The organism is Rhizobium sp. BK112 (genome assembly GCF_014193215.1).
In the GTDB taxonomy this organism is placed as follows: Bacteria; Pseudomonadota; Alphaproteobacteria; order Rhizobiales; family Rhizobiaceae; genus Rhizobium; species Rhizobium anhuiense.
In genome coordinates, this window is sequence record NZ_JACHYZ010000002.1 from 81,578 (window position 1) to 103,943 (window position 22,366).

21 protein-coding genes are annotated in these 22,366 nt (G+C 60.5%); 20 read left to right on the plus strand and 1 reads right to left on the minus strand.

Annotation, left to right across the window (positions count from 1 at the left end):
- Nucleotides 1-7 precede the first annotated feature (7 nt).
- From flgG to fliP, 7 genes are read left to right on the plus strand one after another with little or no spacing between them, the layout of a single operon-like run.
- Nucleotides 8-796, plus strand: a complete 789-nt coding sequence (gene flgG / locus FHT75_RS05625; protein ID WP_028755548.1) for a flagellar basal-body rod protein FlgG — start codon at nt 8-10, stop codon at nt 794-796.
- A 16-nt stretch (nt 797-812) separates the two neighbouring features.
- A complete protein-coding gene (gene flgA / locus FHT75_RS05630; RefSeq protein WP_028755547.1) occupies nt 813-1,295 on the plus strand; it encodes a flagellar basal body P-ring formation chaperone FlgA in 483 nt (160 codons plus the stop codon).
- Nucleotides 1,292-2,413 carry a flagellar basal body P-ring protein FlgI gene (locus FHT75_RS05635; RefSeq protein WP_028755546.1) on the plus strand — a complete coding sequence of 374 codons (1,122 nt, stop codon included), beginning with the start codon at nt 1,292-1,294 and terminating at the stop codon, nt 2,411-2,413. The genes flgA and FHT75_RS05635 overlap by 4 nt, the downstream gene beginning before the upstream one ends.
- Complete coding sequence (locus FHT75_RS05640) at nt 2,410-2,952, plus strand: MotE family protein (RefSeq protein WP_028755545.1); 543 nt, start codon at nt 2,410-2,412, stop codon at nt 2,950-2,952. Before FHT75_RS05635 ends, FHT75_RS05640 begins: the two co-directional genes overlap by 4 nt.
- A complete protein-coding gene (gene flgH, locus FHT75_RS05645; RefSeq protein ID WP_028755544.1) occupies nt 2,949-3,665 on the plus strand; it encodes a flagellar basal body L-ring protein FlgH in 717 nt (238 codons plus the stop codon). The genes FHT75_RS05640 and flgH overlap by 4 nt, the downstream gene beginning before the upstream one ends.
- A 12-nt stretch (nt 3,666-3,677) precedes the next feature.
- Complete coding sequence (locus tag FHT75_RS05650; protein ID WP_028755543.1) at nt 3,678-4,184, plus strand: flagellar basal body-associated FliL family protein; 507 nt, start codon at nt 3,678-3,680, stop codon at nt 4,182-4,184.
- Nucleotides 4,181-4,918, plus strand: coding sequence for a flagellar type III secretion system pore protein FliP (gene fliP, locus FHT75_RS05655; RefSeq protein WP_003556541.1), 738 nt, complete (start codon nt 4,181-4,183; stop codon nt 4,916-4,918). The genes FHT75_RS05650 and fliP overlap by 4 nt, the downstream gene beginning before the upstream one ends.
- Before the next feature lie 182 nt (nt 4,919-5,100).
- On the opposite strand, the gene FHT75_RS05660 is transcribed toward fliP, so the two are convergent.
- Nucleotides 5,101-7,017 carry a glycosyl transferase gene (locus tag FHT75_RS05660; RefSeq protein ID WP_028756334.1) on the minus strand — a complete coding sequence of 639 codons (1,917 nt, stop codon included), beginning with the start codon at nt 7,015-7,017 and terminating at the stop codon, nt 5,101-5,103.
- A gap of 444 nt (nt 7,018-7,461) precedes the next feature.
- On the opposite strand from FHT75_RS05660, the gene FHT75_RS05665 reads away from it, so the two are divergent.
- From FHT75_RS05665 to FHT75_RS05725, 13 genes are all read left to right on the plus strand, one after another.
- Nucleotides 7,462-8,367: a flagellin gene (locus tag FHT75_RS05665; protein ID WP_029868420.1), complete on the plus strand. Its 906-nt coding sequence runs from the start codon at nt 7,462-7,464 to the stop codon at nt 8,365-8,367.
- 282 nt (nt 8,368-8,649) lie between these two features.
- Nucleotides 8,650-9,558 carry a flagellin gene (locus FHT75_RS05670; protein ID WP_029868419.1) on the plus strand — a complete coding sequence of 303 codons (909 nt, stop codon included), beginning with the start codon at nt 8,650-8,652 and terminating at the stop codon, nt 9,556-9,558.
- Nucleotides 9,559-9,803: 245 nt separating this feature from the next.
- Nucleotides 9,804-10,715 (plus strand): flagellin, encoded by a 912-nt coding sequence (locus FHT75_RS05675; RefSeq protein WP_047613597.1) that lies wholly within the window; start codon nt 9,804-9,806, stop codon nt 10,713-10,715.
- A 299-nt stretch (nt 10,716-11,014) separates the two neighbouring features.
- Complete coding sequence (locus tag FHT75_RS05680) at nt 11,015-11,977, plus strand: flagellin (RefSeq protein ID WP_063476331.1); 963 nt, start codon at nt 11,015-11,017, stop codon at nt 11,975-11,977.
- Between the two features lie 204 nt (nt 11,978-12,181).
- Entirely contained in the window at nt 12,182-12,811 is a 630-nt protein-coding gene (locus FHT75_RS05685) for a hypothetical protein (protein ID WP_063476332.1), read from the plus strand.
- Nucleotides 12,808-14,157, plus strand: coding sequence for a MotB family protein (locus tag FHT75_RS05690; protein WP_063476333.1), 1,350 nt, complete (start codon nt 12,808-12,810; stop codon nt 14,155-14,157). The genes FHT75_RS05685 and FHT75_RS05690 overlap by 4 nt, the downstream gene beginning before the upstream one ends.
- Before the next feature lie 4 nt (nt 14,158-14,161).
- Nucleotides 14,162-15,454: a chemotaxis protein MotC gene (gene motC / locus FHT75_RS05695; RefSeq protein WP_063476334.1), complete on the plus strand. Its 1,293-nt coding sequence runs from the start codon at nt 14,162-14,164 to the stop codon at nt 15,452-15,454.
- A gap of 2 nt (nt 15,455-15,456) precedes the next feature.
- Nucleotides 15,457-16,896: a flagellar hook-length control protein FliK gene (locus tag FHT75_RS05700; protein WP_063476335.1), complete on the plus strand. Its 1,440-nt coding sequence runs from the start codon at nt 15,457-15,459 to the stop codon at nt 16,894-16,896.
- On the plus strand, nt 16,844-17,401 hold the full coding sequence (locus FHT75_RS05705) for a lytic transglycosylase domain-containing protein (RefSeq protein WP_029868224.1): 558 nt from the start codon (nt 16,844-16,846) through the stop codon (nt 17,399-17,401). The genes FHT75_RS05700 and FHT75_RS05705 overlap by 53 nt, the downstream gene beginning before the upstream one ends.
- A 280-nt stretch (nt 17,402-17,681) precedes the next feature.
- On the plus strand, nt 17,682-18,353 hold the full coding sequence (gene rem / locus FHT75_RS05710) for a transcriptional activator Rem (RefSeq protein WP_029868223.1): 672 nt from the start codon (nt 17,682-17,684) through the stop codon (nt 18,351-18,353).
- A gap of 126 nt (nt 18,354-18,479) precedes the next feature.
- Nucleotides 18,480-19,781, plus strand: coding sequence for a flagellar hook protein FlgE (locus tag FHT75_RS05715; RefSeq protein ID WP_029868222.1), 1,302 nt, complete (start codon nt 18,480-18,482; stop codon nt 19,779-19,781).
- A gap of 19 nt (nt 19,782-19,800) precedes the next feature.
- Nucleotides 19,801-21,288 (plus strand): flagellar hook-associated protein FlgK, encoded by a 1,488-nt coding sequence (gene flgK, locus FHT75_RS05720; protein ID WP_063476336.1) that lies wholly within the window; start codon nt 19,801-19,803, stop codon nt 21,286-21,288.
- Nucleotides 21,289-21,291: 3 nt separating this feature from the next.
- Nucleotides 21,292-22,338, plus strand: a complete 1,047-nt coding sequence (locus FHT75_RS05725; protein ID WP_183844733.1) for a flagellar hook-associated family protein — start codon at nt 21,292-21,294, stop codon at nt 22,336-22,338.
- The last annotated feature ends 28 nt before the right edge of the window (nt 22,339-22,366 follow it).

Here is a 22,366-nt window from a genome sequence, read left to right on the forward strand (position 1 = left end):
CGAACACATGAGAGCGCTCGCCATCGCAGCAACGGGCATGGATGCCCAGCAGACCAATCTGGAAGTCATCGCGAACAACATCGCAAACATCAACACGACAGGTTTCAAGCGCGCCCGCGCCGAATTCTCCGATCTTCTCTACCAGACCGAACGCGCCAAGGGTGTCGCCAACCGCGCCAACCAGGCCGTTGTTCCCGAAGGCGCCAATATCGGCCTCGGCGTCCAGACCTCGGCGGTCCGCAACCTGCATCTCCAGGGCGAACTGACGCAGACCGGCAACGATCTCGACGTGGCGCTGATCGGCAAGGGCTTCTTCCAGATCCAGTCGACCGACGGCACGACGCTTTACACCCGCGCCGGCGCCTTCAACAAGAACGACCAGGGCCAGCTCGTCACCATTGACGGCTACGAGGTTCTTCCCGGCATCACCATTCCGACAGGCTCCACCGAGCTGACCATCAGCCGCTCGGGCGAAGTCTCGGCGAAGCTGCCGGGTGCGACGGATGCGACCGTGCTCGGTCAGCTGACGCTTGCCGACTTCGTCAACGAGGCGGGCCTCCAGCCGCTTGGCGACAATCTCTTCCAGGAAACGGCAGCCTCCGGCGAAGCCGTCATCGGCAATCCCGATGAGGAAGGTTTCGCTTACATGAAGCAGGGCTATCTGGAATCGTCGAACGTCGACCCGGTGAAGGAAATCACCGAGCTGATCTCGGCCCAGCGGGCTTACGAAATGAATTCCAAGGTGATCACCACCGCTGATGAAATGGCCTCCATCGTCAGCAAGAACCTGAAGTAAAGGGAAGGGCCGAAACATGATGTTTTGCCGGGCAGGACACATCTCAGGATGGGTGGCGGCAGCCACGATCGCAGTCGCGGGCATCTTCTTGCCCGCGGACGTGGATGCCGGCATGGGTTATGCCGTTGTCCCGACAACGATCATCTACCCCGGCGACATATTGTCGGCCAGCCAGCTGCAGGAGGTCGAGGTTACCAACCCCAACCTTGCTGGCGACTATGCCAAATCCGTTTCACAGGTCGAAGGCATGGTCTCCAAGCGCACGCTGTTGCCGGGCCGGACGATATCGGTTTCGGCCCTGCGCGAAGCCTATACGGTGACGCGCGGCTCTTCGATCCGCCTGGTCTTTACGCTCGGCGCGATGACCATCTCGGCTGCCGGCACACCGCTCGAAGACGGTTCGACCGGGCAGGTCGTGCGCGCACGCAATATGGATTCCGGCGTCATCGTCAGCGGCACGGTGCTTGCGGACGGCACGGTCCATGTGAGGGCAAAATGAAATTGTTCTTCCGTTTCTTAACCCTTGTCGCGGTTGTCGCCATGAGTTTGGCCGATGTCGCGCCCGCCTGGGCGCTGACCTCCCGCATCAAGGACATCGCCTCGCTTCAGGCCGGCCGCGATAACCAGCTGATCGGCTACGGCCTGATCGTCGGCCTGCAGGGAACCGGCGACGGCTTCCGTTCCTCGCCCTTTACCGAGCAGTCGATGCGGGCGATGCTGCAGAATCTCGGCATCTCGACCCAGGGCAGCCAGTCCAGCGCCAAGAACACCGCGGCGGTGATGGTCACCGCCAACCTGCCGCCTTTTGCAAGTCCTGGCAGCCGTATCGACGTCACGGTGAGCTCGCTCGGCGACGCCACCTCGCTGCGTGGCGGCACGCTCGTCATGACATCGCTGTCCGGCGCCGACGGCCAGATCTACGCCGTCGCGCAGGGTGCCGCCATCGTTTCCGGCTTTCAGGCGCAGGGCGAGGCGGCGACCGTGACCGAAGGCGTCACCACTGCCGGCCGCGTGCCCGGCGGCGCCATCATCGAACGCGAACTGCCGTCCCGCTTCAAGGATTCGGTCAATCTCGTCCTGCAGCTGCGCAACCCCGACTTCTCGACGGCGATCCGTATTGCCGACATCGTCAACGGTTATGCCTCGGCGCGGTTCGGCGGCCCGGTCGCCGAAGCCAAGGATTCGCAGGAAGTGGTGATCCAGAAGCCGCGCACGGCCGATCTCACCCGGCTGATGGCCGACATCGAAAATCTCATCGTCGAAACCGACACGCCGGCCAAGGTTGTTATCAACGAGCGCACGGGCACGATCGTCATCGGCTCGGACGTCCGTGTCTCGCCGGTCGCCGTCAGCTACGGCACGCTGACGGTTCAGGTCACAGAGACGCCTCAGATCATCCAGCCCGAACCCTTCTCGCGCGGCCAGACCGCCGTCCAGCCGCAGACCGATATCACGGCCGAGCAGACCGGCGGACGCGTCGCCATCATCGATGGGCCCGACCTCAGGACCCTCGTCGCCGGCCTTAACAATATCGGCGTGAAACCGGATGGCATCATCGCCATTCTCCAGGGCATCAAGTCGGCAGGCGCCCTGCAGGCGGAGCTTGTGCTGCAATGATAAAGATCATCAACCCTGACATGACGGTCCTGCAACTGCTGCGCCGGCTGGCGCTGCCGGCCGCGGGCCTCGTCCTTCTGTCGATCCCCGGCGCATTCGCACAGGAACATGCGCCCGCTGGCGACATCACCTCCCAGGACGAGATCAAGCAGTTCTGCACCAACATCGCCGATCCCGCCCGCGACCAGCGTTACCTCTTGCAGAAGCAGGAACTGGAAAAGCTTCGCGCCGACATCGATGCCCGCATGGCGGAGATGGACAAGCGCAAGGCCGAATACCAGGACTGGCTGAAGCGGCGCGACGATTTCCTGAAGCAGGCGGAAGCCGGACTCACCGAAATCTACAAGAAGATGAAGCCGGATGCGGCCGCACTCCAGTTGCAGGACATGAAGATTGAGGTCGCCTCCGCCGTGATCATGCGGCTCGGTCCGCGTCAGTCGAGCCTCATCCTCAACGAGATGGACCCGCAAAAGGCCGCGGTTATCGCCAGCGTCATCGCCAGTGCGTCCGATCCCAATACCTCGAAGGATCCTTCATGAATATGCGTTTCCCGGCCGCGATCGCCGCCCTCGCGCTCCTTGCAGGCTGCCAGTCTCCGACGGCGGTTAGCGAGATCGGCCGTGCGCCCGCCATGAGCCCGATCGGCAGCGGCCTTGCCTACGGCCAGACGCCGCAGATGGCGCTTTATCCGAAGCAGCCGCGCGCCGTGGCGCAGGGCTATTCGCTGTGGAGCGATTCGCAGGCCGCCCTGTTCAAGGATGCGCGCGCGCTCAACGTCGGCGACATCCTGACCGTCGACATCCAGATCAACGACAAGGCCTCCTTCGACAACGAGACCAACCGCAGTCGCACGAATTCGAGCGGGATGAACTGGGACGTTAACGCCCAGATCTTCGGTTGGACCCCCGAGTCCAAGACGGACCTGACCTATGGCTCCGACACCAGCACTGACGGCAAGGGCAAGATCGAGCGCACCGACAAGATCACCCTGCTTGTCGCTGCCGTCGTCACCGGCATTCTCGAAAACGGCAACCTCGTGATATCGGGCTCGCAGGAAGTCCGTCTGAACCAGGAACTGCGCATCCTGAACGTCGCCGGTATCGTTCGTCCGCAGGACGTCAATTCCGACAACCAGATCTCCTACGACAAGATCGCCGAAGCCCGCATCTCCTACGGTGGCCGCGGCCGCCTGATGGAAGTGCAGCAGCCTCCGCGCGGCCAGCAGGCCGTCGATCTTTTCTCGCCGCTTTGAGGCTGAACGACGATGGCAGAGCCAGACGCAAGCGCAGGTCAAGCGAAGAAGAAATCCGGCGCGCTGATGACGATCATCGGCATCGCCGTCCTGACCCTGCTCGGCGCCGGCGGCGGCTGGGCGGTCGGCACGATCGTCGCGCCCAACGTCAAGGGCGCCAAGGAGGCCGAGCAGGCCAAGGAAGCCGAGGCCAAGAAGAAGGCCGAGGAAGGTCTGGCGCGGATTTCGACCGAGGCCAACAACATCGTTCAGCTCGAGCCGATCACGTCGAACCTTGCCTACCCCTCGGAAAACTGGGTGCGACTCGAAGTCGCGCTGCTGTTCAACGGGCCGCCGGATGTCAAGGTTTCCGAGGATATTCATCAGGATATCCTCGCCTATATCAGAACCGTTTCCCTCCAGCAGATCGAGGGGCCGCGGGGCTTTCAATATCTCAAGGATGACATACAGGAACGTGTTGACCTTCGCTCGCAAGGGCGGGTATCGAAGGTCATGTTCAGGACATTTGTCATCGAATGATTCGTCTCATAGTTTTCCTTGCCGCCATGATGGCGGTACCGGAACTGGCGGTGGCACAGCAGCTGCCGACTGACTTATTGAACGTGCCGGTCGATGGCTCGGTTGCCGCCTGGATCATCCGCACTTTCGGCCTGCTGACCATTCTTTCGGTCGCGCCGGGCATCCTGATCATGGTGACGAGCTTTCCGCGCTTCATCATCGCCTTCTCGATCCTGCGTTCAGGCATGGGTCTCTCCTCGACGCCCTCCAATATGATCCTCCTGTCGCTGTCGCTGTTCATGACCTTCTACGTCATGTCGCCGACCTTCGATCAGGCCTGGCAGAACGGCGTGCAGCCGCTGCTTGCCAATCAGATCAACGAGACCGAGGCGGTCCAGCGTATCGCCGAACCCTTCCGCACCTTCATGGCGGCCAATACCCGCGACAAGGATCTGGCGCTCTTCGTCGATCTGGCGCGCGAACGCGGGCAGAATATCCAGACGACCGATCCGATCGACTACCGCGTGCTGATCCCGGCCTTCATGATTTCCGAGATTCGCCGTGGCTTCGAGATCGGCTTCCTCGTCGTGCTGCCGTTCCTCGTCATCGACCTGATCGTCGCCACCATCACCATGGCGATGGGCATGATGATGCTGCCGCCGACCTCGATCTCGCTGCCGTTCAAGATTCTCTTCTTCGTACTGATCGACGGCTGGAACCTGCTCGTCGGCAGCCTGGTGCGCTCGTTCAGCTGAGCGGCTGCCGCTAAAACGTGCTGCGCAAAGCGCGCAGCGGTGCTGCGATCACAACATGCGTAAAAGCCAGGACCGGAGTGCGGGAGCGAATCTGAAAGATTGCGACGCGGCTTTAGCCTTCACCAATGAAAAACCCGCCGGAGCGATCGCCCCGGCGGGTTTTTCGTGGCGGTTGAAAAGCCTCACTCGGCCGCGAATGGCCCCGTGCGCGGCGGCAGCGCCGGAATGTCCATGTGATCGGGTGCAAGACCCTGCTTGGCACGCTCGGCCATGATTTCATAGGCCTGCTCAAGATGGTTGCAGAACCGTTCGGCATCGAAGAGCGGCGCAATGTAACGCTTTTCCTTGAGATGCGCCTTGTATGCGGCGATCCGTCCGGGATTCTGAGCCAGCTCGACGGCCATATCCTCATAGGCCTGCAGGTCGTCTGCGACGAGGTCGGGCAGGTCGATGGCCCTGAGCAGGCTCTCGCTGACGCGTGAGGCGAAGTTGGTGCCCTTGACGGTCAGAACCGGCAGGCCGCCCCAGAGCTGCTCCGAGGTGGTCGTGTGGCCGTTGACGGGGAAGGTATCGATGCCGATGTCGGCCGCCTGCTGACGGTCGATGTGTTCTTCGTAGGGTGCGCGCGGGCAGAAGATGATCCGCTTGGCGGAGATCCCCGCCGCCTGGAATTGCTTCAAGAGGTTGGCCTGGTTGCGCGGCGTGTTCGCCATCAGCCAGAGCACGCTGTTCGGCGCACGCTTGAGAATGCGGCACCAGCTGTTGATCGTCTCCGGCGTAATCTTGCGGTTACCGTTGAAGGACGCAAAGATGAAGGCGTCTTCCGGCAGGCCAAGCTGCTCGCGGGTGACAGGGCGCGGCTTCGGGCGATGCATCGGGTCGTTCGGCTGATAGCTTTCCGGCAGCCGGCAGAATTTCTCATGGTAGAAGGGCTTGGCCACCTCGGGCAGCACCGAATGGTCGCCGATGACGTAGTCGAGGTCGATATTGACCGTGCTGCCGGGGAAGCCGAGCCAACCGACATGAACCGGTGCGAGCGGCAGGTTGAAGGCCGGCGCGCGGCTGCCCGAAGTATGGCCCTTCAGGTCGACCATGATGTCGATATTGTGCTCGCGCACCACTTCCAGCACCGCCTGATCGGAGAAGCCGTGAATGGTGACGACCCGGCCCCAGCGGCTGCGGTCGGTCGTGTTGTGCTTGAGGTACTCCGGGCCTGTATGGCAGAAGAGCGTCACCTCGAACCGGTCCTTGTCGTGCAGTTCGAGGATGCGCTGCAAGAGCTTCATCGTCGCATGGCGATCCCAGAAGTCCGATGACATGTAGCCGATCCGGATCTTGTCCGACCAGCTGTGCGGCTGGCTGCGACGGAAGGCCACCCGTTCCGGATTGAGGGGGGTGGTGCCGATCGTCGCATACCGGTTGAAGTCCTCATTGCCGCACCAGTGCAGATGATAGAACGGGTTGTCCTTGCGCAGGATCTCGATATCGCCCTTTGCAAGGGCCGCGTCGATTACTGCCTGATGCTTGCTCGCCTCTTCGAACTCGTTGAATTCGCGGGCGAAAACAAGGTGAAGGAAGCGGAATGCCAGATTGCCGGGAAAACGCTTGAAGATATTGCGCGCCAGGTTCTGGTTGGTTGCGTCGTTCAGATCGTCGCTCAGCAGCAGCGCCGCCAGGCGCATATGCTCGGGATTGGAGCTTTGCGACAGCACCGTCTTGAACGGGCGGATGATATCCCGCTGCTGGCGCTTCAGATAGATCGCTGTGATGATGAAGGCGAGCTCCGGGTCTTCCTGCGCCTTGGCGAGGTTTCGCATGGCGATCAGCAGGGCATCGTCCTCGTTGCCGGTCTCGTAATGCAGCTTGGCAGCCTGTTTCTGGTATTCGTAGGAATTCGGTCCTTCGCAGTTGCCGGCCAGGCCATAGGCTTTCGCGGCATCGGCCTTGAAGCCGAGCTGCACGAGGTTCTTGGCCAGCAGCGCATAGGTCTTGGCGTCCTGCTGGATATCCATCAGCTGGTTGAGCGTTGCCAAGGACTGTGTGTAGCGGCCCATCTGGTAATCCTTGGATGCCGCAGAGAACGAAACTTTGCTGTTCAAAACCCAACTCCGTGAAGGAAATGTTCTGGCGTCGATCGCCGCGGCACGGACAGGCCGTCCTCCGCAAAACGAGCGGATCGGTCCGATGGTGCTATCCCGGCGCCTGCCACATTGGCATTCGAAGCTTGCTTGAAACCGGTGCGCTTGGTGAACCTCTGTTTTCGCGGGGAAATGCCGACTTTTGCCAGGGAAAACGCTTGGTTTTCAAGAGAATTAGAATGCAAAGGAATATATTCAGCAAGCATTAACTATGGCCCGCGAGGAGCCGGCCTGGAGCCTGTATTTTTAAGGAGTTGGCAAGCATTGGCTGCGAGATTGCCCTGGACATGACGGGTTTGGGCCAAACAAAAAAGGCGCCGAGTAGCATGAAGCTGGTCCGTCATCGCCGGTACTATAGTCCGGTATGTCCTCCTTTTTGTATCTAGTTTTCCAGGGGACAGACTTATGACAAGCATTAACACGAATACTTCCGCGCAGGCCGCTCTCCAGACGCTGCGTAACGTTAACCAGAACCTCAACAACACGCAGAACCACGTTTCGTCTGGTTACCGCGTTGAAAAGGCTTCGGATAACGCTGCTTACTGGTCGATCGCAACGACCATGCGTTCTGACAACAAGGCCCTCTCGGCTGTCTCCGACGCTCTCGGCGTAGGCGCTGCAAAGGTCGACACCGCTTACACCGCCATGGACAGCGCCATTGACGTCGTCGGCGAGATCAAGGCGAAGCTCGTTGCTGCGACTGAAAATGGTGTCGACAAGGCCAAGGTCCAGGAAGAAATCAGCCAGCTGCAGCAGCAGCTCCTGAGCGTCGCGCAGTCGGCTTCCTTCAACGGCGAAAACTGGGTTGCCGGCGCCTCCGGCACCAAGAGCGTTGTTTCTTCGTTCGTCCGCGACGGCTCCAACGCCGTTTCGATCACGACGACCGACTACGTACTCGACAGCGGCTCTGCGGGCAACGTTCTGTTCGGCATGAGCGGCGGCTCGGTCGAAACCTCCACGGGTATCCTCGGTACTTCGACCGGTGCGACTGGTTCGATCTACGCAATGGACATCACCAACTTCACCGCCGGCCAGATCCAGTCGGCTCTGACCAACGTCGAATCGGCTCTGAAGGCCATGACCAGCGCCGGCGCTGCTCTCGGCTCGCTCTCCAGCCGCATCGACGCCCAGGACAACTTCGTGTCCGCTCTGAGCGACTCGATCGACTCCGGTGTCGGCCGTCTCGTCGACGCCAACATGGAAGAAGAATCCTCCAGGCTCAGCGCGCTCCAGACCCAGCAGCAGCTGGCAATCCAGTCGCTGTCGATCGCGAACTCCTCTTCGCAGAACATCCTGTCGCTCTTCCGCTAAGACCGGTCGGCACAAGATTTCCAAGTTTCGCGGCCGGGTCATCCCCGGCCGCGAAATGTTTTAATATAAGGTTAATGAAAATCCTTCTAAGTCTCAGATATTTTTAAGATATTTCCAATTCGAATTCAGCTTTCCTTAACCATCTTGCTGTTTTCTAGGCCCATCGAAACGGCGAGTTAACCTTAACAAGAATGGTTAACAGGCATGATGCTGATCGCTGTGGGCCGGCCCAAAATCCGGAATGTCCCTTCTTAAAATCTGCCAACAAGGGGCAAGCAAACTATGACGAGCATCAACACCAATAACGCTGCAATGGCAGCCCTCCAGACTCTCCGTGGCATCAACCAGGGTCTCCAGGAAACCCAGGCTCACGTTTCGTCTGGCTATCGCGTCGGCAAGGCTTCGGACAACGCTGCTTACTGGTCGATCGCAACGACCATGCGTTCTGATAACAAGGCTCTCTCGGCTGTTTCCGACGCTCTCGGCCTCGGCGCTGCAAAGGTCGACACCGCTTACTCCGCCATGGACAGCGCCATCGATGTCGTCGGCGACATCAAGGCGAAGCTCGTTGCCGCCACTGAAAACGGCGTCGACAAGGCCAAGGTCCAGGAAGAAATCAGCCAGCTGCAGCAGCAGCTCCTGAGCGTCGCGCAGTCGGCTTCCTTCTCCGGCGAAAACTGGGTTGCCGGCGCCGACGGCACCAAGAACGTTGTTGCCTCCTTCGTCCGTGACGGCTCCAACGCCGTTTCGGTCGTGATGACCGACTATGTTCTCGACAGCGGCTCCATGGGCAACGTTCTGTTCGGCATGAGCGGCGGCTCGGTCGAAACCTCCACGGGTATCCTCGGCACTTCGAATGGTGCGACCGGTTCTGTCTACGCAATGGACATCACCAACTTCACCCTCGGCGAAATCCAGTCGGCTCTGACCAACGTTGAATCGGCTCTGAAGGCCATGACCAGCGCCGGCGCTCAGCTCGGCTCGATCTCCAAGCGCATCGAACTGCAGGAAAACTTCGTGTCCGCTCTCAGCGACTCGATCGACTCCGGTGTCGGCCGTCTCGTCGATGCCAACATGGAAGAAGAATCCTCCAAGCTCAGCGCACTGCAGACCCAGCAGCAGCTGGCCGTCCAGTCGCTGTCGATTGCGAACTCCTCTTCGCAGACCATCCTCACGCTGTTCCGCGGCTAATAACCCTCGGAAACATCAGCCCGCCGGTCTCCGGCGGGCACTGGTATCGAGCCGCGCTTCGATGGAGCGCGGCTTTTTTAATGTCTGTTAACGATCCATTAACCATAATGCTGTTTTCTGCGTCCAACGAGACGGTGAGTTAACCAAATTTAAGAACCGGTTAACAGGCATGAAGCTGATCCCCGTTCCCGGTGGCCTTCCGGAATGTCCCTTTTTTCTTTTTGCCGACGAGGGGCAATCATTTCATGACCAGCATTTTGACGAACGTCGCGGCGATGGCCGCTCTCCAGACACTCCGCGGCATCAACGACAACCTTGAGGACACGCAGAACCGCGTATCATCGGGTTACCGCGTCGAAAAGGCTGCTGACAACGCCGCCTACTGGTCGATCGCAACGACCATGCGTTCGGATAACAAGGCGCTTTCCGCCGTTTCCGACGCTCTCGGCCTCGGCGCCGCCAAGGTCGACACCGCTTACTCCGCCATGGACAGTGCCATCGACGTCATCACCGAAATCAAGGCGAAGATCGTCGCTGCAACCGAAAAGGGTGTCGACAAGGCTAAAGTTCAGGAAGAAATCAGCCAGCTGCAGCAACAGCTCCTGAGCATCGCGCAGTCGGCTTCCTTCTCCGGTGAAAACTGGGTTGCCGGCGCTGACGGCACCAAGAGCGTCGTTTCCACTTTCGTCCGCGATGGCAACGGCAATGTCTCGGTCAAGACGACGGATTACATCCTGGACACGAGCTCGGCGGGCAACGTTCTCTTCGGCATGGACTCGACCGGCGCGATCGAGACCAGCTCCGGCATTATCGGCACATCATCCGGTACGATCGGCTCGATCTACTCGATGGACATCACCAACTTCGATTCGCCTGAGATCTCCATGGCCCTGACGTCGATCGAGGCAGGCCTCGAGGCGATGACCAAGGCTGCATCGCAGCTCGGCTCGATTTCCACTCGCATCGAGCTGCAGGAAGGCTTCGTCAGCGCGCTCAGCGATTCGATCGACTCCGGTGTCGGCCGCCTCGTCGACGCCAATATGGAAGAAGAATCCTCCAAGCTCAGCGCCCTGCAAACCCAGCAGCAGCTGGCTATCCAGTCGCTGTCGATCGCCAACTCCAGCGCTCAGAACATCCTCACGCTGTTCCGCAGCTAAGTCAGGCGCTGAAGCTGGACCGAATCTTGCGCCATCGTCTGGCCGCACGCACAAAGCCTCCCGGACCGCGCCCGAAATGGCGCGGTTCTTTCTTTTATATCAATGTCTTGATCGAAATTTCGGTCGACGCGCCAGGCTCGGTGCCGCACTCTTGCCCAACAGGTTGATATCGAGTTAACTACGCCTTGAGTTGATTTGCTTTTGCGACACGCCGGTAGAAACCCTGCCGGAGGCATGATGCCACTTCAGTCGCCGCCGGCAATCCGGCCTGCCCTTTCACCTTAATCCGAGACCTGTCGATGACCGTTAAGATTACCAGCGCGGCCGCGGTGAATGCGCTTTCGGTGCTGCGCAGCATCAACAAAGAAGCCAGCCAGACCCAGCAGCAAGTGTCCTCGGGATATCGTATCGAGACGGCCGCCGACGATGCGTCCTATTGGTCGGTCGCAACCGTCATGCGTTCGGACAGCACCAATCTCGGAACGGTCGGAGATGCGCTCGGTCTTGGCGCTGCCAAGGTGGATGCGACCTATACGGCGATGAACTCGGCGATCGATCTCATGAGCCAGATCCGCGCCAAGCTGGTTTCGGCAAGAGAACCTGGTGTCGATAAGGACAAGATCAACGCCGAGATCAGCGAATACAAAGAGCAGTTGCAGACGGTCGTCGAATCGACGTCGTTTGCGGGGGAAAACTGGCTGCTGAACGGCGACACTGCTGCACCGCCGACATGGTCGGTCATCTCGGGTTTCGTGCGCGCTTCGACCGGCGAATATCAGGCCCAGACCATCGATTTCCCATCGTCGCAGACCATCCTCATCGACAAGAACAGTGCGAGCGGCGGCCTGCTGACCAAGGCGGTCGATGCCAACGCGATCAATAACTCCGGCACGACGTCGCGGAATTATTATCTGCTGGATGCCGGCTCGACGACGCCGGCGACGGGTACGGAAATTGCGATCGACGGCAACACGACCGATGCGCAGCTCACCGACATGCTCGACGTGACCGAGTCGCTGCTCTCCTCGCTGACGACCACGGCGGCATCCATCGGCGTGATGAAGACACGCATCGACGATCAGATAGACTATACCGCCGATCTGTCCGATTCGATCGACAAGAGCGTCGGTGCGCTCGTCGATACCGACATGGACGAGGCTTCGATCCGGCAGAAGGCAATCGAAACCCAGAAGCAGATGGCCGTCGAAGCGATCTCGATCCTCAATACGGCCGCAAGCAAGATTCTGATTCTGCTGGAATAAGGAATGGGCGCGATCACGGGTGGCGACCGCGCCATTCATCCTCGCGCAAGTTTGACTTCCTAGTTTCCGGCATGAAGGCATCGTCCGAATCCGTGCCGGCGCAAGGTCAGGCCCTTGCCCGTTTCGAAGGGAGATGTCGGCGCGCAAGGACATTTTGAGCGGGAGCGCGCATGTTGCATGCCTCCCGGATGCTGGATGGTTTTTATGAGCATTTCGCTTTCCCGGTATTTGAAGGATTTCGGCGAACCGGAACCGTCACCGCCGGTCCTCGACATGGATGATTTCGGCGGCGACATGTTCCCCGAAACACCGAGCGAACCGGTGATCGACGTCGAGGCGGAGCGCCGTGAAGCCTATGCGGAAGGTCATGCCGCGGCCACCGCGGAACTGACCGAGAAACACGCGCTGGAGGCGCGGACGCTGGCTGAGGTCCATGCGCGTCAACTCGAGGAGCTGAAGCTTCGCTACGAAGTCGAGGCGGCGGCAGTCATTGCATCCCGCATCCGCGATATTGCCGAAGAACTCGCTCAGCTGGTCAGCGCCGGCGCCGCCGCCGCCATCGCGCCAGTGATGACGGAAGCGCTTGCCGCCGAAGCTGCCGAAAACCTCGCCACCCTGCTGCGCGACGCGATCCTTGAAGGCGCCGCTGGAACGATCGTCGTCAAGGGACCGACCCGGCTTTTCGACATATTGAAGGCCGAGCTCGGCGAACATGCCGAGGCGGTTCGCCATTTTGAGACCGACGATATCGATCTTGCCGTCGAAATCGGTGATTCCGTCATCGTCACCCGTATGTCCGCCTGGGCGGCCAGCTTGAAGAAAGTTCTCGAATGAGCGAAGGCGAAAACCACCACCACGGCAAAAACGAGATCATCATCGTCAAGAGACATGGCGGCGGCGATCACGATGGCGCCCATGGCGGTGCGTGGAAAATTGCCTATGCCGACTTCATGACGGCGATGATGGCGTTCTTCCTGGTCATGTGGCTGGTCAATGCCGCCAACGAGGAGACCAAGGCCTCGGTCGCGACCTATTTCAATCCGATCAAGCTCTCCGACGAAAAGCCGACCGAAAAGGGTCTGAAGAAGCCTGTCGATAACGCCGAAGGCGAGGAGAAGCAGGAGAAGTCGAAGCAGAAGGAAGAAGATCCGAACGACGGCAAGGCCGCGGCGGATGGTGACGACCAGACATCGACATCAGGCGACCAAACCAATTATTCCGAGGCCGATTTCTTCGAAAATCCCTATTCGGTTCTCGCCGAGATCGCCCAGGAAGTCGGCCAGCAGGCCAATGTCAGCGCCAAGGGCGACGGCGGCGCCGCCGATTCCGGTCCCGCCACCGGCGCCGATGGCGGCGAGGCCTATCGTGATCCCTTCGATCCGGATTTCTGGACGAAGCAGGTCGAGGTCACGACGGCCGGCAAGTCGGCGCCTCCCGGCAAGAGCGACCAGCAGGCGGTCGAGAGCGGGACGACCGAGGTCGCCAAGCTCGAAGACACCAAGCCGATACCGCTGACCACCGATCAGAAGGCTGCCCCGGAAACCAAGGAAACGAAGGAAACCAAGGAAACCAAGGAAACGAAGGGCGCGGTCGAAGCCAAGGACGGCAAGGCGCCGGCCGGCAAGTCTGCCAACGACAAGAAGGCGGAAGCTCAGAAAGACGCCGAACATCAGAAGGATGCGGATAAGGGCGCTGATGAGGCCGAGCAGCAGCAACAGAAGGAAGCAGAGCAGCTGCAGGAGCAGATCGCCCAGCAGATCGGCGGCGTTGCCGGCAAGCTCGCCGAAGGCCTGACCGTGACGGCGTCCGAAGGCGGATTGCTGGTCAGCATCTCCGACCAGAGCGACGATTCGATGTTCAATATCGGTTCTGCTGTTCCGCGCCAGGAGATGGTGCTCGCCATGGAAAAGATCGGCGCGATCCTGAAGGAGAGGGGTGGCGCGGTCGCCATCCGCGGCCACACGGACGGGCGCCAGTATAAGGGCACCCAGAACGAGAACTGGCGGCTTTCGATGGACCGCGCCCAGAGCGCCTACTACATGCTCGTGCGCGGTGGGCTCGACGAGAAACGTATCTCCCAGGTCTCCGGCTTCGCCGACCGTCGGCTGAAGCTGCCGACCGACCCGTTCAACGCGACCAACCGCCGGATCGAGATCCTGGTGCAGGCGGATAAGGGATAGTCGGATGGCGCGTCGGCAGCATCGCTATATCGGATGTGTGGCCCTCGGCCTGGCGATGCTTTCGCCGGCCGCAGGCAAGGCGCAGGATCCGGACGATCTTGCGCCGTACAAGATGCTGCGGTCGTTGCAGTTCGTGCAGGACTCCGTCGTCACCGGCGATCATTCGGCCGGCGAGATGCAGCGCTTCATGCTGGGGACGATCGACGAGCGGCTGCGCACCGTCGATACTTCGGTCTTCGATGACGACCGCAATGTCGATGCAGCGCTGATCTATGCGATGAGCGGCGGCAATCCCCAGACGCTCGAATATCTGATCGCCCACGACGTCAACGGCTATTTCGACAATCGCGTCACCGATGTGCTGCGCAAATATCTGAGCGGCAAAGGGCTGCTCGTCGCCAAGACGCTGGAGGAGACGGCCCGGGAATATCGCGACAAGAAGATCGGCCCCTATCTTGCGCTGATCGGCGGCAACGTGCTGATCGCGACGAAACCGGCAGACGCGCTGGATCTCTACGACCAGGCGCGTCTTGCAGCACCCGGGACGATCGTCGAGGAGGCGGCGTTGCGCCGCTCGGTCGCCATCTGCGTCGACAAGGGGATGCTCGATAAGGGAATGGCCTATTCGCAGCGTTATGTCAGACGTTTTCTGCATTCGCCCTATGCCAGCCAGTTCGCCGATCTTTTCGTCACGCTCGTCGTCAGTCACGATCACGACGTGAAGCCGCAGGATGTCGTCGACATCCTGTCTTTCATGGATGCGCCGCGCCAGCGCGAGGTCTATCTGCGCATCGCCCGTGCTGCGGCGATATCAGGTAAGCCGGAGCTGACGCATATGGCGGTCGAACGGGTGCAGTCGCTTGGCGCCGACACCGACAATGCCTTCGGGCCACTTGCGAATTTCTATGGCGGCATGGCCGGCCTTCCCACAGAGGATGTCGACCGGGCGGCAAAGAATGTCCGCGGCATCGACGGCAACACGCTTTCGCCGCGGGATCAGGCGCTGCAGGAGGCGGCGCGATCGGTCGCCGACCAGATCCTGCGCGCTCCCGATCCGGCAAGCTTGAGGCAAGCATCCACCCCTAACACTGATCATCAAGAAATCACTTCTGAAAAGGCTGCGGCGGCGATAGCGACGCAACCGGAAGCGCCAGGCGCGCTTCCCGAGCCTGTTCCGGGAGGTGTGGCATCGACTGGCCAGAGCCAGGATACCGACCCCTCATTCAACGCATTTGTGACGACCAATCGATCCAAGCTCGACGAGATCGACGGTCTTCTGGCGCAGGAAGGCAATTAATTATGATGGATATCAGCGTCTCGGGCGGAGCCTCCGGTGCGGAGTCGGCTGCGGTTGCGAAATCCGCGCGGCCGGCCGGAAAAGATGATGCCGCCGGCCAGAAGAACGGCTTCTTTGACGTGCTTGCCAAGGCAGGCAGCAATGCCGTCAATGACGACGCCGACGATGCGCAACCGGATCAAGGGACGGCTGCCGATGGCGCCGCGGAGAAAGTGGCGCGGACGATCCGCGGCCGCAGCAGCGCAAAGCCGTTGGTCGATCTCAGTGACGCTGCTTTGAAGGCGCAGGCGGAGGTGCCGCCGGAAACGATCGCCAATGTTGAAAAGGTTGCGGCAAAGCCCGCAAAGGCCGGGGTCAAAATGCCGGCCGATCTCGCCTTCGGCACGCTCGATCCGAAAGACAGTCCCGCAGACGAGGTGGTGCAGACGGCCAAGAGTGGCAAGCACGCCAAGGCCGACGCATTGGAAACCGATACGGACCAGGACAGCGACGAGGATGACGGCGGCATTTCCGACGTCCTCGGCCTGCTGAAGCAGGAACCTGCCGACGGCGCCGTCGCCTTGCCGGCGGCAACAGCCGCCCACCATCCGTCCGCCAAGGCGGGTGAGGCAGGATCGACCGACAAGAAACTCGATGGGGTTGACGCCAAGGCGGGCGGCCATGCATCCGATGCTCTGGCGGCCGTCAGCAGCAACGTCGAGAGCGGCAAGGCCGATGACGTCAAGCTTCCCGGAACGGAGAGTGCCGAAGCAGCAGATGGCAGGACATTCAGGATCAGTCGTGCCGATGGCCGCGGCGTATCGATGGATGTCCACATCGGCACTGATCAGGCCGGGGCGAAGGATGGCGCGAAGAAGGCCGATGTCGAAAATGTTTCGGTGCTTGAATCGCGCCGCTATATCGGCCTGATGCAGAATTCGAATTCCGCCGCCGTGACCGCTGCTCTCTCCGGCGATTCCGAATGGGCGCGCGCCATGGAACCGAGCTCGGCGCTCTCCAACGCGGCGGAATGGACGAGCACCGGCAAGGTGGTCAATACGCTGAAGATCCAGATGAACCCGCTCGATCTCGGCCTGGTGACGGCGACCATGCGCCTGTCCGGCGACGCCCTGAACGTCGACCTCAAGGTCGAAACGGGGGCGGCCTATCGTCAGATGAAGGAAGATCACGGCAAGATTCTCGAAGCTCTGCGCAGCCAGGGCTACGCCGTCGACAACGTCACCATCAGCATGGCGCCGGTCGAGCGTGCCGATACCGGCAACCAGGCGGGCAGCCAGGCCTCCCAGCAGCAGTCGCTCCCCCAGCAGGGGCAGGGTGGCGAGGCGCGCGAGCGTCACAATCAGACGGCACGGACGGATGGAGGCTTCAATGGCGCAGGCGAGACTGATATTGAAGACGCTCGTACTGGCGGCAGCAGCGGCACTGGCGGCGTTTACCTCTGAGGCATCAGCCTCCACCGGCGCCTGCGAACGCGAGATCCAGTCGGCCGCTGCCAAATATGGTATCCCCGAAGGCATCCTCTATTCAGTCGGTCTGACGGAGACCGGCCGCAAGGGCTCGCTCTATCCCTATGCCATGAACGTCGAAGGCAAGGCGATCTTTCCGCCCTCGGAACAGGATGCGATGCGGCAATTCGACGTCGCCCGCAGCAGCGGCGCGAAGCTCATCGACATCGGCTGCATGCAGATCAACCACTATTATCACGGTGAAAATTTCGGCTCCGCCGAGGATATGTTCGACCCACACCGCAACGTAGAGTACGCGGCAAAATTCCTCCGCAACCTTCATGATCGGCACGAGACATGGACGATGGCGGTAGCCAGATACCATGCCGGACCCAACAACGATCCGGCGCAGAAGCAATATGTCTGTCGCGTCATCGCCAATCTGGTTGCCACGGGCTACGGCAAGTGGACTCCCAATGCGAGTAACTTTTGCCGAAATTAATGCAACCAAAAATGGAAGAGGCATATTGTGACGAAACTGTGTCACAATATGGCGGGAATCCGGCACGAAACCCATGTGCAAGCCATAATTAACCGGGCGTTAACTTTTCCACGAAATTTTGGTGTGCATATTCAATCATACCCACTAGATATAGATCAAATCGGACCCAAGATCTTAATCAATTATTAATTTCTGCCATTAACTTTAACGAGTTGTCGCCGATTCGTGCGATTCGTACCCATAGATCATCGAAGTGCCACACTGATTCGGAGGCGGACGAATGATCGTAGTGGTTGATGAGCGTGAGCTCGTGAAAGATGGATACACATCTCTGTTCGGCCGTGAGGGCATTCCCTCCACCGGCTTTGATCCAACGGAGTTCGGCGAGTGGGTACAGACCGCTGCCGATTCCGATATAGCGGCAGTCGAGGCTTTCCTGATCGGGCAGGGCCAGCGCAACCACGAACTGCCCCGGGCGATCCGGGATCGGTCGATGGCGCCGGTGATTGCGGTCAGCGACCAGCCCTCGCTCGAAAACACCCTTGCGCTTTTCGATTGCGGCGTCGACGACGTGGTGCGCAAACCGGTGCATCCCCGCGAAATCCTCGCAAGAGCGGCTGCGATCCGGCGCCGGCTGAAGGCGATCGCCAACTACACCGAGATCGGTGGGATCCGCGTCTTCTCGGATGGCCGCGACCCCGAGATCAACGGCGAGGTCTTTGCGCTTCCCCGGCGCGAGCGCCGTATCCTCGAATATTTGATCGCCAATCGCGGTCGCCGGGTCACCAAGACCCAGATCTTCAACGCCATCTACGGCATCTTCGATGAAGAGGTCGAGGAGAACGTCGTCGAAAGTCACATCTCGAAGCTGCGCAAGAAGCTGCGCAAGAAGCTCGGCGTCGATCCGGTCGATTCCAAGCGTTTCCTTGGCTACTGCATCGATTGGGCCTGATTTTGCCGGCCGGGTGGCGGCGCCCGGCTGAACCTCGATATTCGGCCTCGCCGCGCGCATGACAGACAGCTTCACGCAAGGCCCGACAAATACTCTCGAGTTTAACAGGTAAAACGAGGTTTTCAGATGAGCATTTTCGGCAGCATGAAGACGGCAGTATCGGGGATGAACGCGCAGGCGAACCGCCTCAGCACCGTCTCCGACAACATCGCCAACGTTAACACCACCGGCTACAAGGCTGTGTCGACAAGCTTCTCGTCGCTGGTTCTGCCCTCCTCGAACGGCAATTACAATTCCGGCGGCGTTCAGACCTCCGTGCGCCAGGCCGTCTCCGACCAGGGCGATATTTCCTACACCACCTCCAGCACCGACCTTGCGATCTCGGGCGACGGCTTCTTCATCGTCCAGGGTGCGGACGGCACGCCGGTCCTGACCCGCGCCGGCGATTTCACCAAGGACGACGAAGGCAACCTCGTCAATTCAGCCGGCTTCCAGCTGATGGGCTATTCGTATGACTCCGGCGCCCCTGCCGTCGTCGTCAACGGTTTCGACGGCCTCGTTCCCGTCAACGTCACCCAGAATGGCCTGACCGCCATCGCCTCGACCTCAGGTGTCTTCACAGGCAACCTCAATTCCAACTCCACTGTTGTTACGGCTAATCTCCCGAGCGATAACGGTACTAGCGGCACCACAACGACCGACACCAAAAAGGTCTCGATGGTCGCCTATGACCGTCTTGGCAACAAGGTGATGTACGACTTCTACTTCACCAAGACCGCGCAATCGGCAACGCCGACGACACCTCCCGCGACCGCCAGCACTTGGGAAGTTGCGATTTTCCGCAATGCCGATGCGGCGACGGGTGGCACGACCTCCTTCCCGTATACCACGACAGGCGGCACCGTCGGCCTGGGAACACTCGAGTTCGACGCCGACGGCGCCTTGGTTACGGGTGGCGCCGTCACCATTAGTGATCCGGTGACCGGCCAGGACATCGACATGGATTTCTCCGGCCTCACTCAGCTCGGCGCCGCCTTTTCCGGCACCGGCACGCCGAACGGCCAGGCCGCCAGCCCAGTCAAGGACGTCACCATCGACGGCGACGGCATTGTTTACGCCAAGTATGAAGACGGCAGCACCAAGCCGCTCTATCGCATCCCGCTGGCCAACGTCGCAAGCCCGGACAAGCTGACGCTGATGAGCGGCAACGTCTACAGCGCCAACGGCCAGTCGGGCGTCACCGTCACCGGCTTCCCGCAGACCAACGGCCTCGGCACGATCAAGTCAGGCGCTCTCGAAGGTTCGAACGTCGACCTCGCCGGCGAGCTGACCGAAATGATCGAAGCGCAACGCAGCTATACCGCCAATTCCAAGGTGTTCCAGACGGGGTCCGACATCATGGACGTCCTCGTCAACCTCAAGAGATAATCAGGGTAACGGCTAAGCCATGTCGCTCACGTCAGCACTTAATACCGCGCAGAGCATATTCAACAATACCGGCACGCAGAGCAGTGTCGTATCGAACAATATCTCGAATGCGGGCAACAAAGATTACGTGCGCCGGCAGGCGATGCTTACCACGTCCTTGAACGGCGCCCAGGTCGTCAAGATAGACCGGGCGCAGGAAGATGCCTTGCTGCGCCAGTATCTGAAGACATCCTCTCAGGACAGCGCCCAGCAGGCCTTGCTCGGAGGTCTCGAGGACCTCAAGTCGATCATGGGTGGCAACGACTACGAAACGTCGCCATCCACCTATCTCGGTGTTTTCCAGCAAAAGCTTCAGGCCTTCCGCACGACGCCGGGCAGCACGGTCGCCGCCCAGGGCGCCATCACCGCCGCCCAGGATGTGGCCAACTCGCTGAACAACGCCTCGCAATCCGTTCAGGATGTCCGCGCCAGCGCCGATAAGCAGATCGCCACCGACGTTGAAACGCTGAATACGCTGCTGAGCCAGTTCGAAGAGGCCAATAATGCGGTAAAGACCGCCACGGCCTCGGGTGCGGATGCCTCCGGCGCCCTCGATGAGCGCGAGAAGGCGCTCAAGCAGATTTCGAAGATCGTCGGCGTCAGCGCGACGACGCGCGACAACAACGACATGGTGCTGAGCACGCCCGACGGGACGATCCTCTTCGAGACGGTTCCGCGCACCGTGACCTTCAAGTCTCAGGATATCTATACCGCCTCCACCGTCGGCAATTCCGTCTATATCGACGGTGTTGCGCTGCCGCTCGGCAGCGGATCGACCACGACGGGGATGGGAAGCCTTCAGTCGCTCCTGCAGGTCCGTGACGATATCGCCCCCAACTTCCAGAAGCAGCTCGACGAAATCGCCCGCGGTCTGGTCTCGATCTTCAAGGAAGATAACTCGTCAGGCACCCCGGCCTACGTGCCCGGCCTTTTTACCTGGAGCGGCGGCACGGTCGATACTGGCGGCACCGCCGTCGCCGGCATGGCGTCGACCATCACCGTCAGCAGCCGTGTGATCACCTCGCAGGGCGGAGACCCGATGCGCCTGCGCGATGGCGGCATCAACGCCACCGGCGTCGTGGTGAACACTACAGGCGAAAGCGGCTATACAGACGAACTTGATCGCCTCTATACGGCGTTGGGCTCCGATATGGATTTCGACCCGGCAACGGGAACGACTGTCGGCTTCGACGCCACGACGGGCATCGATTCGAACGTCAGCATCATGGAATACGCCACGAATTCCCTCGGCTGGCTCGAGCAGTATCGCAGCAACGCCACGACGGCGGCGGAAAATACCTCGGCGGCGCTTTCACGCTCCGACGAAGCCTATTCCAACGAGACGGGCGTCAACCTCGACGAGGAGCTGACGCTGCTCCTCGACATAGAGCAGTCCTACAAGGCGGCGACGAAGATCCTGAACGCCGTTGACGAAATGTTGAAGTCATTGCTGGATATTGCGAGTTAAGCCATGAAGAGCTCATTTATTTCAAGTTCAGCCATTCAGAACGCGATGCGCCTGACGATCCGTCAGGGGCAGAACCAGATGACCAAGGCAACGATGGAAGCGACGACGGGTGTCTATGCGGATATCGGTGTCTCTCTCGGCGGCAACGCCGCCAGGAGCGTGGACTTCACCCGCGAGACCGACAGGATAGCCTCGATCAAATCAAGCAATTCGCTTGTCGCCGCGCGCATGGAATCCTCGCAGCTCGGCCTTTCCAAGATGAAGGACGTCGGCGACGGCCTGGTTTCGAAGCTGACGGCACTCCAGGGCAGCCACGATCCCGGCAGCATCACCGTCGCCATCCAGTCGGCGACCAGTGCGCTCTCCACGATGATGGACACCGCCAACACCATGGTGAACGGCGAATATCTGTTCTCCGGCATCAATACCGATGTGCAGCCGCTGACCGATATGACCGCAACGACGAGCGCCGCCATCGTCACGGAACTGAACACTTATGCGACCGGCCTCGGCAAGGCGGTCAGCGATTTGACCGGCGCTGAAATGGAGACCTTCATAACGTCGACGGTCGAGCCGATGTTCAGCGAAGCGAACTGGACCGATGCGACGACCGGCTGGTCGCAAGCGTCGAGCCAGAACATGACGAGCCGTATCAGCAACTCGGAAGTGATCGAATCCTCGACCAACGCCAATTCCGAAGGCATGCGCTACTTCGCGCTCGCCTCGGTGTTGACCTCGGCGCTTCTCGACCAGGGCCTCAGCAGCGATGCAATGAGCACGGTGTCCAAGCAGGCGATCAGCTATACGACGAAGGCGACCAGCGGCCTCGTGACCCAGGCAAGCCAGCTCGGTCTTTCCCAGGAGCGCGTCAAGAAATCCAACGACGCCCTCGACGCCCAGTCGAACATCATCAAGAACAAGCTCGTCGATCTGCAGGGTGTCGATCCCTACGAGGCCTCGACGCTCGTCAAGACTTTGGAAACGCAGCTTGAAACCGCTTACACGATCGTCTCGAAGATCCAGCAGTTGAGTCTCGTAAACTACCTTTGATGATCAAAGGCGCGCAAAGAAGGATGCA

What these genes read in the sequence shown, in the direction of transcription:
- flgG (WP_028755548.1), top strand. Translation starts at nt 8, where the DNA reads ATGAGAGCGCTCGCCATCGCAGCAACGGGCATGGATGCCCAGCAGACC.
- flgA (WP_028755547.1), top strand. Translation starts at nt 813, where the DNA reads ATGATGTTTTGCCGGGCAGGACACATCTCAGGATGGGTGGCGGCAGCC.
- FHT75_RS05635 (WP_028755546.1), top strand. Translation starts at nt 1,292, where the DNA reads ATGAAATTGTTCTTCCGTTTCTTAACCCTTGTCGCGGTTGTCGCCATG.
- FHT75_RS05640 (WP_028755545.1), top strand. Translation starts at nt 2,410, where the DNA reads ATGATAAAGATCATCAACCCTGACATGACGGTCCTGCAACTGCTGCGC.
- flgH (WP_028755544.1), top strand. Translation starts at nt 2,949, where the DNA reads ATGAATATGCGTTTCCCGGCCGCGATCGCCGCCCTCGCGCTCCTTGCA.
- FHT75_RS05650 (WP_028755543.1), top strand. Translation starts at nt 3,678, where the DNA reads ATGGCAGAGCCAGACGCAAGCGCAGGTCAAGCGAAGAAGAAATCCGGC.
- fliP (WP_003556541.1), top strand. Translation starts at nt 4,181, where the DNA reads ATGATTCGTCTCATAGTTTTCCTTGCCGCCATGATGGCGGTACCGGAA.
- FHT75_RS05665 (WP_029868420.1), top strand. Translation starts at nt 7,462, where the DNA reads ATGACAAGCATTAACACGAATACTTCCGCGCAGGCCGCTCTCCAGACG.
- FHT75_RS05670 (WP_029868419.1), top strand. Translation starts at nt 8,650, where the DNA reads ATGACGAGCATCAACACCAATAACGCTGCAATGGCAGCCCTCCAGACT.
- FHT75_RS05675 (WP_047613597.1), top strand. Translation starts at nt 9,804, where the DNA reads ATGACCAGCATTTTGACGAACGTCGCGGCGATGGCCGCTCTCCAGACA.
- FHT75_RS05680 (WP_063476331.1), top strand. Translation starts at nt 11,015, where the DNA reads ATGACCGTTAAGATTACCAGCGCGGCCGCGGTGAATGCGCTTTCGGTG.
- FHT75_RS05685 (WP_063476332.1), top strand. Translation starts at nt 12,182, where the DNA reads ATGAGCATTTCGCTTTCCCGGTATTTGAAGGATTTCGGCGAACCGGAA.
- FHT75_RS05690 (WP_063476333.1), top strand. Translation starts at nt 12,808, where the DNA reads ATGAGCGAAGGCGAAAACCACCACCACGGCAAAAACGAGATCATCATC.
- motC (WP_063476334.1), top strand. Translation starts at nt 14,162, where the DNA reads ATGGCGCGTCGGCAGCATCGCTATATCGGATGTGTGGCCCTCGGCCTG.
- FHT75_RS05700 (WP_063476335.1), top strand. Translation starts at nt 15,457, where the DNA reads ATGATGGATATCAGCGTCTCGGGCGGAGCCTCCGGTGCGGAGTCGGCT.
- rem (WP_029868223.1), top strand. Translation starts at nt 17,682, where the DNA reads ATGATCGTAGTGGTTGATGAGCGTGAGCTCGTGAAAGATGGATACACA.
- FHT75_RS05715 (WP_029868222.1), top strand. Translation starts at nt 18,480, where the DNA reads ATGAGCATTTTCGGCAGCATGAAGACGGCAGTATCGGGGATGAACGCG.
- flgK (WP_063476336.1), top strand. Translation starts at nt 19,801, where the DNA reads ATGTCGCTCACGTCAGCACTTAATACCGCGCAGAGCATATTCAACAAT.
- FHT75_RS05725 (WP_183844733.1), top strand. Translation starts at nt 21,292, where the DNA reads ATGAAGAGCTCATTTATTTCAAGTTCAGCCATTCAGAACGCGATGCGC.